Source organism: Marinomonas gallaica (assembly GCF_001639745.1).
GTDB lineage: Bacteria > Pseudomonadota > Gammaproteobacteria > Pseudomonadales > Marinomonadaceae > Marinomonas > Marinomonas gallaica.
In genome coordinates this window covers 38,831-48,158 of record NZ_LTAX01000025.1, presented here as the reverse complement: position 1 = coordinate 48,158, position 9,328 = coordinate 38,831, and the positions used below count along the sequence as shown (strand labels likewise).

General features: G+C 45.4%; 9 protein-coding genes. 4 read left to right on the top strand and 5 right to left on the bottom strand.

Annotation, left to right across the window (positions count from 1 at the left end):
• Positions 1-113 precede the first annotated feature (113 nt).
• A complete protein-coding gene (locus AYW76_RS16730; RefSeq protein ID WP_067223296.1) occupies positions 114-1,799 on the bottom strand; it encodes a L,D-transpeptidase family protein in 1,686 nt (561 codons plus the stop codon).
• A complete protein-coding gene (locus AYW76_RS16725) occupies positions 1,796-2,074 on the bottom strand; it encodes a YkgJ family cysteine cluster protein (protein WP_067037493.1) in 279 nt (92 codons plus the stop codon). The genes AYW76_RS16730 and AYW76_RS16725 overlap by 4 nt, the downstream gene beginning before the upstream one ends.
• A gap of 102 nt (positions 2,075-2,176) precedes the next feature.
• On the opposite strand from AYW76_RS16725, the gene AYW76_RS16720 reads away from it, so the two are divergent.
• A complete protein-coding gene (locus AYW76_RS16720) occupies positions 2,177-3,421 on the top strand; it encodes a diguanylate cyclase (RefSeq protein WP_067223293.1) in 1,245 nt (414 codons plus the stop codon).
• Positions 3,422-3,507: 86 nt separating this feature from the next.
• Here AYW76_RS16720 and gatB read toward each other — a convergent pair whose 3' ends face one another.
• From gatB to gatC, 3 genes are read right to left on the bottom strand one after another with little or no spacing between them, the layout of a single operon-like run.
• A complete protein-coding gene (gene gatB, locus AYW76_RS16715) occupies positions 3,508-4,953 on the bottom strand; it encodes an Asp-tRNA(Asn)/Glu-tRNA(Gln) amidotransferase subunit GatB (RefSeq protein ID WP_067223291.1) in 1,446 nt (481 codons plus the stop codon).
• Between the two features lie 2 nt (positions 4,954-4,955).
• A complete protein-coding gene (gene gatA / locus AYW76_RS16710) occupies positions 4,956-6,416 on the bottom strand; it encodes an Asp-tRNA(Asn)/Glu-tRNA(Gln) amidotransferase subunit GatA (RefSeq protein ID WP_067223289.1) in 1,461 nt (486 codons plus the stop codon).
• 12 nt (positions 6,417-6,428) lie between these two features.
• Positions 6,429-6,716, bottom strand: coding sequence for an Asp-tRNA(Asn)/Glu-tRNA(Gln) amidotransferase subunit GatC (gene gatC / locus AYW76_RS16705; protein ID WP_067037502.1), 288 nt, complete (start codon positions 6,714-6,716; stop codon positions 6,429-6,431).
• A 239-nt stretch (positions 6,717-6,955) separates the two neighbouring features.
• On the opposite strand from gatC, the gene AYW76_RS16700 reads away from it, so the two are divergent.
• The 3 genes from AYW76_RS16700 to mreD all read left to right on the top strand — a co-directional run bounded on the left by AYW76_RS16700 (position 6,956) and on the right by mreD (position 9,323).
• Positions 6,956-7,999, top strand: a complete 1,044-nt coding sequence (locus AYW76_RS16700; protein ID WP_067037504.1) for a rod shape-determining protein — start codon at positions 6,956-6,958, stop codon at positions 7,997-7,999.
• A gap of 68 nt (positions 8,000-8,067) precedes the next feature.
• Positions 8,068-8,853 carry a rod shape-determining protein MreC gene (gene mreC / locus AYW76_RS16695; protein WP_231872643.1) on the top strand — a complete coding sequence of 262 codons (786 nt, stop codon included), beginning with the start codon at positions 8,068-8,070 and terminating at the stop codon, positions 8,851-8,853.
• A complete protein-coding gene (gene mreD, locus AYW76_RS16690) occupies positions 8,850-9,323 on the top strand; it encodes a rod shape-determining protein MreD (protein WP_067223282.1) in 474 nt (157 codons plus the stop codon). The genes mreC and mreD overlap by 4 nt, the downstream gene beginning before the upstream one ends.
• The last annotated feature ends 5 nt before the right edge of the window (positions 9,324-9,328 follow it).

Here is a 9,328-nt window from a genome sequence, read left to right as displayed (position 1 = left end):
AAAAATCCGATTAAGAATGCTTAATCGGATTTTCTTGGGCTATTTAACTTAATGCAATCCTTAAGTGAACAGCATTAGGCGATTAAGCCCCATTTTTTGTGTCCTGCTTTTGCCTAAATGCTTTCTTTGGTGTGGAAAGGGGCATAACCCATCGCTTCTTCCATTAATGTATCGCGCTCATAGATGTCATTACGGAATTCTGGCATACCATTACTGTTTGGTACGACAGTAAAGTAAACCAAATAGACAGGTAGCTCATCCTTCAATGAGATGACTTTGGTTTGCTTGGATTGGCGTGCTTGAGCCAGCTGATTTTGGCGTTTTTTATCGCCAGCCACCAGTAAATCGGCAAAATCTTCTGGACGCTCTAAGCGAATACAGCCAGAGCTGAAGGCGCGGTCTTGTTCTCTAAAAAGATGCTTCGCTGGCGTGTCGTGCAGATAAATATCGAACTTGTTGGGAAACATAAATTTATAGGCTCCCAGAGCATTACCATCATCCGCCGTTTGTTCAAAGCGGTAGTGAAGGTCTTCAGGTTTGATGTTATTCCATTTTATTGATAATGGATCCAATCGTTTTGCGCCAATGCTCCAGCTAGAGTAAAGCTGATAACCATTTTCGGTTAAATAACTGGGGTTCTTCTGCAGCTTAGGCAGTAGATTCTCGCGGGCAATGCGCATAGGAACGCGCCAAGTTGGATTGGTGACCATATAAGTCATTTTGCCATAAAATACGTTGGTTCTTCGTTCTGGCTTGCCAATCACCACCTTCATGCTTTCATTTTGGTCGTTCAAGAAAATATGAGCTGTATAGGCAGTTAAATCAACCCAAACACGATTGTCTTCAAGTTGTGTGGGTAGCCAGCGCCAGCGCTCTAAATTATAAGCAATTTGTTTGGCGCGCTCTTCCAAAGGAACATTGAGCATTTGTATTGTTTGAGTGCCGGCTGCACCATCAGGTGCTAAATGATGGCGCTTTTGAAAGCGTTTTAACGCTTCACGAATGTCATTATCAAAATAGTCTTCATTCACTTTGCGACTAGAGAATCTGATGTCCCCTAATTGAACCAATCGCGCACGCAGCTGAGCCACTCGCGGTCCTTCATCGCCAAATCGTAAAGGTACACCTACCTCAATACGGATATCGCCTTCTTTTTGAGCGGTTTCCTGATAAAAAACCAGCCAATTTTGAAGTACTTGATAATCGGGTTGCCGAGGTGCAAGGGTTGGTAAGTAATTCACCATATTGGTTGGCGAGTCTAAGAGCAATAGGTTTTGCCAGTCTTTACTAGGTGCATCAAGGCGCCAATTGGGGTCAATTAACTGCGGCTCATAACGGCCATTAGAAAGATCGTGAGCATAGCTTGAAAGGGCAATGGTTGCGATCACGTCGAGTTCAGCAAGCTGTTGTGAACTTGGCTTCTTGATTGCTAAGTATTCTTTAAGTATTTCAAGATGGTAGTGGACAGGGTTAAGGCCATGGCTTCGCGCGCTTTCGAGTGTATCAACGAGCTTATAAATGGCCATGTCTAGTTGTGTCTCTTTAATCCATATAGGATCAAAATTCCGGAACTCATAGGCCTCTAAGACGTTCTTGTTTGGTAACGCTTGACCCGCGATGGGTGTAAATGCTTCCAGCATCCAAGACACTTGTTGTCGAACGCTACTTTCAATCTGAGTATCGGAAGGGGGTGTTTCAATGAAGTTTTTAGTCTGAGTACTGGGTGTGTTGGAGGAGCAGCCGGCTAGCATGGCGCAGGTGACAAGCGCTGCACCGAAATGACGTGTAAACGATTTCATGTAAGATCCTTTAGGCGGATGTTCGGTTGTGTTGTGGACTCCATATCGTCAAGGATTGCTAGCGCCTGGTCTCGGTGTTTACCACAAACATATTCCACTGCTTTGAAGTTTGCGCAGACAGCAGGGCGCTCGGGTTGTCCAAATATTTTACAGCCGAATTGCTCGTCAAGCTGGATGCAGGGCACGCCCGCAGGTTTGCCTTTAGGCATGCCGGGAATGGGGCTGGAAATAGAAGGGGCAATGCAGCAAGCACCGCAGTGAGATCGACAATTCATGGGACTCTTTTTACAAATGTTCACTGATTTACTACTAAGAAACAGACGTTAAATGTTCAAAACGCTGTTACATTCAATTTGAGTAATCTTAAGGGTAGCAGAATGTATAACATATTAGTGGTTGAAGATACCGCTGTTGTTAGAAAAATCCTCGCGAAATTAATAGGTGCAAATCCTTTCTTTCGTTGCGTGATGTGCAAGGATCTAGCGACAGCTCGGGAAGCTATGAAGCAAGATGTTGCATTTCTTGCTGCGGTAGTGGACCTAAATTTGCCTGATGCCCCGAACGGCGAGGTGGTTAATGAGGTGTTGGAGAAAGGTATTCCAACGGTCGTATTAACTGGGAATTTCAGTGAGACCCTGCGCGGCCGTTTGTTGGCAGAAGGTGTTCTAGATTACATTACAAAAGACTGTCGCTTTGCCTACAATCAAGTGGTCAAAGTGCTCGATCGTCTGCGTAAAAACACGCAGACGAAGGTGTTGGTTGTGGATGATAGCTCTGTCAGTAGAAACATTATTTGCAATCTATTAACAAAGGCCAAATTTGAAGTGGAAAGCGTCAATGATGGTCTTGAGGCTTTGCAAAAATTAAAAGAAAACCCTGATATTAAGCTGGTTATTTCAGATCATCATATGCCGAATATGGATGGCTGTGAATTAGTGAAGGCGCTGCGTGAACAGCCTTGCTATCAGAATTTGGTGTTCATCGGGGTATCTTCCGAAGGGGATGGCCTGATGTCGGCAAAGTTTATAAAAGGTGGTGCAAATGATTTTCTAAAGAAGCCATTTCACCATGAAGAGTTTTATTGGCGTGTGTTTAGCAGTTTGGATTCCATGGAAATGCTGGAAACGATTCAGTTGGCGGCGAAGTTGGACTCCCTAACGGGGTTATTTAACCGAGGATACTTGTTTGAGCAGGGTGAAGAGTTGTTCGCTAAGCGAGATAGTCTTGAGTGTCTAAGTGTTTGTATGTTTGATTTAGACGAGTTTAAGCAGGTGAATGATTCATTGGGGCACCGTATTGGCGACGAGCTGATCGTGCAATTTGCTAAATTACTGCAGGAGAGCTTTCCGAGTGATGTTGTAGGGCGCTACGGCGGTGAGGAGTTTGCTGTTATTTCAGCTAGGCCAGAAAGTGTAATGCGATTAAGTATACAGCAGTTTATGAAGTCGGTTCGCTGTATGTTATTCACTGAGAAGCGCTTGGCGGTGACTTGCAGCATTGGTATTTGCATGAGACCTAAGGATGGTTTGATTGCAGCGTTCGAATCTGCAGATCTTCAACTATATCGTGCAAAAAATGGCGGACGAAATCGTATCGAACCGTTTGATAGCGAAGTAGCATAAAGGTTGGTGCTTACTAGGCTCTGCTATATGTGTCCTATAAAAGAAAAAGCCCGCAGCGTGCGGGCTTTTCTGCTACTGAAAGACGGTTAGCCTTTTAATAGTTTGTTTAGGATTGGTGTCACCATACCTGGGTTGGCTTTACCTTGAGAGGCTTTCATGACTTGCCCCATAAAGAAGCCAATCATTTTTTTCTGTTTGTCTTCATCAGACGCGCGGAACTGCTCAACTTGAGCTGGATTGGCATCAATAACACTTTGAATTACGGCTTCGATGGCGCCAGTGTCTGTTACTTGCTTGAGACCTTTCGCTTCAATGATGTCATCGGCTGAGCCTTCACCATCCCACATGGCTTGAAGAACGCTTTTAGCTGTTTTGCCATTGATAGTGTTGTCTTCAATGCGAACCAGTAAACCGCCTAAATGTCCGGCAGATACCGGTGATTCAGAGATGTCTTTCGACTCTGAGTTAAGGTATTTGCTTAACTCACCCATGACCCAGTTTGCGGCAAGCTTGGCATTGCCTGCTACGTTTGCAGTTTCTTCAAAATAGTCAGCCATAGCGCGTGTAGCAGATAAAACGCCCGCGTCGTACTCACTTAGCTTGTATTCAGACATAAAGCGATCCGCTTTTTGCTTGGGTAGCTCAGGGAGGTTGGCTGCAATTTGGTCAACGTATTCTTGCGTTAACTCGATAGGCAGTAAGTCTGGGCAAGGGAAGTAACGGTAATCGTTGGCTTCTTCTTTGGAGCGCATGCTGCGAGTTTCATCTTTGTCTGGATCGTATAAGCGAGTTTCTTGAGTGATCTTACCGCCATCTTCGAGGATGTCAGCTTGACGTTCGATCTCAGTGTAAATGGCACGCTCAATAAAGCGAAACGAGTTTACGTTTTTGATTTCCGTACGAGTACCATAGGCTTCTTGACCTTTAGGGCGCAGAGAAATGTTGACGTCACAGCGCATGTTGCCTTCGGCCATATTGCCATCACAGATGCCTAGGTAAGTGACAATTGAATGAATCATTTTCACATAGGCAACCGCTTCTTTTGCTGAGCGGATATCTGGTTCAGAGACGATTTCAAGAAGCGGTGTGCTGGAGCGATTAAGATCAATGCCCGTCATGCCGTGGAAATCTTCATGTAAAGATTTGCCTGCATCTTCTTCTAAATGGGCGCGTGTGATGCCTACGCGTTTCACTGTGCCATCATCTAGTGTGATGTCTAGATACCCCTTGCCTACGATAGGATCGTCCATCTGACTGGTTTGATAACCCTTGGGCAGGTCTGGGTAAAAGTAATTCTTGCGCGCGAAAATCGATGTCATGCCAATTTCAGCATTGACAGCATGACCAAACATGACGGCCATACGAAGGGCTTCTTTGTTGAATACAGGGAGTGCGCCAGGCATACCAAGATCAACAAGTGTTGTATTTGTATTAGGCTCTGCACCAAAACTTGTCGCGGCGCCAGAGAATAATTTAGAGTTGGTCGATAGTTGGGCGTGGATTTCCAAGCCGATGACAACTTCCCAATTCATATTTACGCTCCTTCTGCCAAGCTAGGGTTTTTGGTGTGCCAATCTGTTGCTTGTTGGAACTTGTGTGCAACATTTAAAAGCTTGGCCTCAGAAAAGTAGTTGCCCATAATTTGCAGGCCGACTGGCATGCCATCCGCAAAACCTGCTGGAATGGACATGGCGGGAACGCCAGCTAAGTTAACCGATAGGGTGTAGATATCTTCTAGGTACATGGCAATTGGGTCGTCTGTTTTAGCGCCAATACCAAATGCAGTGGTTGGTGCAACAGGGCCCATAATGACATCTACTTGTTCGAACGCCTTAACGAAATCTTCTTTAATCAGGCGGCGAATGCGTTGAGCTTTTAAATAATAAGCGTCGTAGTAGCCTTCCGATAAAGCGTACGTACCAACCATGATGCGTTTTTGAACTTCTTTACCGAAGCCTTCGCCACGTGAACGCTTGTACATGTCCATTAAATCTTTTGGATCTTCACAGCGGTAGCCGTAACGAACGCCGTCAAAGCGAGATAGGTTTGAGGATGCTTCTGAAGGAGCGATGACGTAATAAGATGGAATACTTAGGTTTAGGTTTGGTAAAGAGATTTCTTTAACCGTTGCGCCCAGTTTTTCAAACTCTTTGACTGCATCTTGGATCGCTTTGGCAACGTCGTTGTTCAGTCCATCACCAAAGTACTCTTTTGGAAGGCCGATGCTTAAACCGCTTAAGGGTGCATCTAGGTTTGCAGTGTAGTCTTCTGTTGCTATTTCTGAGCACGTTGAATCGTTTGTATCAAAGCCAGCAATCGATTGCAGTATGTGCGCACAATCTTCTGCTGAGCGAGCCATAGGGCCGGCTTGGTCAAGGCTGGAGGCGTATGCGATCATACCGAAACGAGAAACGCGACCATACGTTGGTTTTAGGCCTGTGATGCCGCAAAAAGAAGCAGGCTGACGAATCGAACCACCTGTATCAGTGCCTGTTGCTGCTACACATAAGCCTGCAGCCACCGCGGCAGCGGAGCCACCAGAAGAGCCACCGGGTACTTTGTCTAGATTCCAAGGGTTTTTGACGGCGCCGTAATGACTGTTTTCATTTGAAGAGCCCATGGCGAACTCGTCCATATTGGTCTTGCCCAATGTGATGGCGCCAGACGCCTGCATACGGCCGGTTACGGTTGATTCGTATGGCGGTATGAAGTTATGCAGCATTTTTGATGCGCATGTCGTTAAAATACCGTCAGTACAAAATAAATCTTTGTGGGCAATGGGGATCCCTGCTAGCGCACTTGTTGAGCCGCTGGCGATTAATTTGTCGGCGGCTTCTGCTTGGGCAAGGGCGATTTCATCGCTCACGGTAATGTAACTGTTCAATTGGCCGTCTAGTTGCTTGATGCGCGCTAGATAGTCTTGCGTCAGTTCAACGCTGGAAATGTCTTTTGCTCGCAATTTTTTGGCGAGCGAAGTAATGCTTTGATCAACCATTTAATTAAGCTCTTATTCGATAACTTGAGGAACCAAGAAAAGGCCCGCTTCGGTTTGAGGTGCGTTTGCAAGGAAGGCTTCACGACGATTGCCCTCCGTCACGACGTCATCACGTAAGCGCTGTTTTGCTTCGAGCGGATTAGATAGCGGCTCAACTCCATCAGTATCGACGGATTGCATTTGTTCAACCAAATCAAGAATGCTTGTTAAAGAATTCTGGTATTGCTCGGCATCGTTATCATCTAACGATAAACGAGCAAGGTGCGCGATTTTGAGCACGTCTTGCTTTTCTAGAGACATGTTTCACCTAATTTTATCGGTTTTCAAAAAATAGGCTCATTGTAGCGCCATTACGAAAAGGTAGAAAGCGCATGGAGTAAAAATATCGATTATTCCTATGCCAAGTGAAAAACCACCAATAAACAAAGATATATGCGTAAAGAAATCGCATATTTATGCCCTTTCGACTTGCCCAAAGTACCTCGGGTTGTTACATTTTCTCACTATTCGTAATGGATCTTTTCAGGGTGTAGAAATTCATGTTTAAAAAAATTAGGGGAATGTTCTCAAGCGACCTATCCATCGACTTGGGAACAGCCAATACCCTTATTTACGTGCGCGATCGTGGAATCGTTTTGGATGAGCCGTCTGTTGTAGCAATTCGTCACAATGGTAATCAAAAAACTGTAGCGTCTGTTGGAGCTGACGCGAAGCGCATGTTAGGACGTACGCCTGGAAACATTACGGCTATCCGCCCGATGAAGGACGGTGTAATTGCCGACTTCCATGTAACCGAAAAAATGCTTCAGTACTTTATTTCTAAAGTACATGAAAACAGTATGTTAAAACCAAGTCCTCGAGTTTTAGTGTGTGTGCCGTGTAAATCAACGCAAGTTGAGCGTCGCGCAATTAAAGAATCGGCTTTGGGAGCGGGGGCCCGCGAAGTATTTATTATTGAAGAACCAATGGCCGCTGCAATTGGTGCAGGTCTTCCGGTTGCTGAAGCCTCTGGTTCAATGGTAATTGATATCGGTGGTGGTACCACTGAAATTGCGATCATTTCCTTGAATGGCATCGTAACGTCTGAATCTATTCGTATTGGTGGTGACCGCTTTGATGAAGCGATTACTACTTATGTGCGTCGTCAGTACGGCAGTTTGATTGGTGATGCCACGGCAGAGCGCATTAAAACAGAGATCGGTATGGCGTACCACACTGGTGAAGAGCTTCAGATTGATGTTCGAGGCCGTAATTTAGCTGAGGGCGTACCTCGTGCCTTCACGTTAAAAAGCACTGAAATCCTAGAGGCTTTACAGGAGCCTTTGGCTCAAATTGTACAAGCGATTAAAGGCGTGCTAGAGCAATCTCCGCCGGAGCTAGCTGCTGATATTGCTGAATCTGGTCTCGTGTTAACGGGCGGTGGTGCGTTGTTGCGTGAAATTGATCGATTGATCAGTGATGAGACAGGGTTGCCTGTAATCGTTGCCGATGATCCGCTTACGTGTGTTGCGCGTGGTGGTGGTATGGCATTAGAAATGATGGACAAACACGCTTCTGAATTATTCTCTCCTGAGAGTGACTAAGATTAGGAGCCTTTCCCATTAGCAGTTCTGCGTTTTTATCGAGTAAAGTTTCCAGCGCACGTTTTGTTGTGCTGGTATTGCTATCCCTCGCAATGATTGTGGGAGAGTTGCAATATAAAGTCTTTACTCCTATCCGTCCTTACCTGACTTGGCTGGTGACGCCGATTCAGGTTGTGGTTAGTGCACCTCAAAAGATGATCAGTTGGGCAGAAATGCACCTTGATAGTCGTGAGGATCTTGTTGCTCATAATCAATCACTGAATCAAGAATTACTTATGTTACGTGGTCAGCTGCAACGGTTAGATTCGTTGAAGGCTGAAAATGTACGTCTGCGTGAACTATTAGATGCTTCCCAGCGTGTTGACGAGAAAGTGGTGATGGCAGAAGTTATTGGCTTCGATCAAAATGCATACAGCCATAAGGTATTAATTGATAAAGGTTTCTCTAATGGTGCTTATGTAGGTCAACCGGTATTGGATGCCACTGGCGTGCTTGGTCAAGTGGTTGAGACCTCAGCGTATACTAGTCGAGTATTATTGATTGCCGATGCAAGTCATTTTGTACCTGTTGAGTTGGCTCGGACAGGCCTCAGAAGTGTGTTGCGGGGCACAGGTGATATGCGACGAATGGAACTGATGAGTGTTCCGCATACGGCGGACATAAAAAAAGGTGATATTTTGACCACAAATGGTCTGGCAAATCGATTTCCTGTGGGTTACCCCGTTGGAGTGGTGCGAAATGTACGACACATTTCTGGTAAGCCTTATGCTGACGTAGATGTCGTGCCGCTTGCCCAGTTAGGTCGAAGCCGACATGTTATGCTGATTGAGCGAGCCGAAGAGGTAGAGAAATGAAATCTACCATTATTTTTGGACTGACGTTTATTGCGGCTTTGATGTTAGAAGGGTTGGTGTTTCCTTCCGATTTAATTTGGTACAAACCAGAATGGACTTTGCTCGTTATTCTGTATTGGGTGATTGCGCTGCCGTTTAAAGTCGGTGTGGGTATTGCTTGGTTTTTAGGGTTGTTGGTTGATTTGTTGCAAGGGGGTGTCATTGGTCAGCACTCATTGACATATGTGATTGTTACGGCGGCTTGTGCGAGCCTGTATAAGCGGCTTCGTATGTATCGTCGCTGGCAACAGAGTATTTTTATATTTCTGCTTATATCAATCAATCAGCTGGTTGGGTTTTGGATTGATCATTATACCGGTGATGCGGACCCGACACTGATGATCTTTATGCCCGCCGTGGTGTCTGCCATTTTATGGCCATGGTTGTTTGTGTTGTTACGCAGTATTCGCAGGCTATATTCGATTCAATAATAGGC

Excerpts from the sequence above, each read along its gene's own strand:
- gatB (WP_067223291.1), bottom strand. The coding sequence starts at position 4,953 with ATGAATTGGGAAGTTGTCATCGGCTTGGAAATCCACGCCCAACTATCG.
- AYW76_RS16730 (WP_067223296.1), bottom strand. The coding sequence starts at position 1,799 with ATGAAATCGTTTACACGTCATTTCGGTGCAGCGCTTGTCACCTGCGCC.
- gatA (WP_067223289.1), bottom strand. The coding sequence starts at position 6,416 with ATGGTTGATCAAAGCATTACTTCGCTCGCCAAAAAATTGCGAGCAAAA.
- AYW76_RS16720 (WP_067223293.1), top strand. The coding sequence starts at position 2,177 with ATGTATAACATATTAGTGGTTGAAGATACCGCTGTTGTTAGAAAAATC.
- gatC (WP_067037502.1), bottom strand. The coding sequence starts at position 6,716 with ATGTCTCTAGAAAAGCAAGACGTGCTCAAAATCGCGCACCTTGCTCGT.
- mreD (WP_067223282.1), top strand. The coding sequence starts at position 8,850 with ATGAAATCTACCATTATTTTTGGACTGACGTTTATTGCGGCTTTGATG.
- AYW76_RS16725 (WP_067037493.1), bottom strand. The coding sequence starts at position 2,074 with ATGAATTGTCGATCTCACTGCGGTGCTTGCTGCATTGCCCCTTCTATT.
- AYW76_RS16700 (WP_067037504.1), top strand. The coding sequence starts at position 6,956 with ATGTTTAAAAAAATTAGGGGAATGTTCTCAAGCGACCTATCCATCGAC.